This is a genomic window from Haloferax profundi (assembly GCF_001469865.1).
GTDB lineage: Archaea > Halobacteriota > Halobacteria > Halobacteriales > Haloferacaceae > Haloferax > Haloferax profundi.
The window spans coordinates 1-444 of sequence record NZ_LOPV01000187.1; the positions used below are offsets into that span (position 1 = coordinate 1).

1 pseudogene is annotated in these 444 nt (G+C 49.8%); it reads left to right on the forward strand.

The window, feature by feature from the left end:
- Positions 1 to 444 (forward strand): annotated as a pseudogene (locus tag AUR66_RS21905) (S8 family serine peptidase); the annotation flags it as partial.

Consider the following 444-nt stretch of genomic DNA (forward strand, 5'->3'; position numbering starts at 1 on the left):
TCACATCAGATTTACGCGAACGGCTCTGGTATCTTCAGTGAGACGACTGACTATGCTGCGTTCAAGCCGTCATACGTCTACGTCCTTGTTGAGCCGGTTAGTGTCAATGGGACGCCAATCCAAGACAGATCCCAGCAGGAAGCAGTGATGCAGAATCTCTCTGTTTCGCTTCGAAGTCCATCAGGAACAACGCCACTCACCGGTGTGGATGCTGGTTGGTGGTTCTCCTCAGGAAACGTTCCAAATGAGATCGCGTATCTCAAGTATAAACCTGAATCTGGAGCCCAAATCAACGAGTCGGGTAACTGGACGCTCGAAGTTACTAACGCAAACAACGCATCGGTTTCGTACCGTTACCAAACCACTGCATACTACCCATCGAATGGGAGCGACCAGTTCTCGAATTACATAGACACTCTTGCAGAGACCACGGATACAATCCCA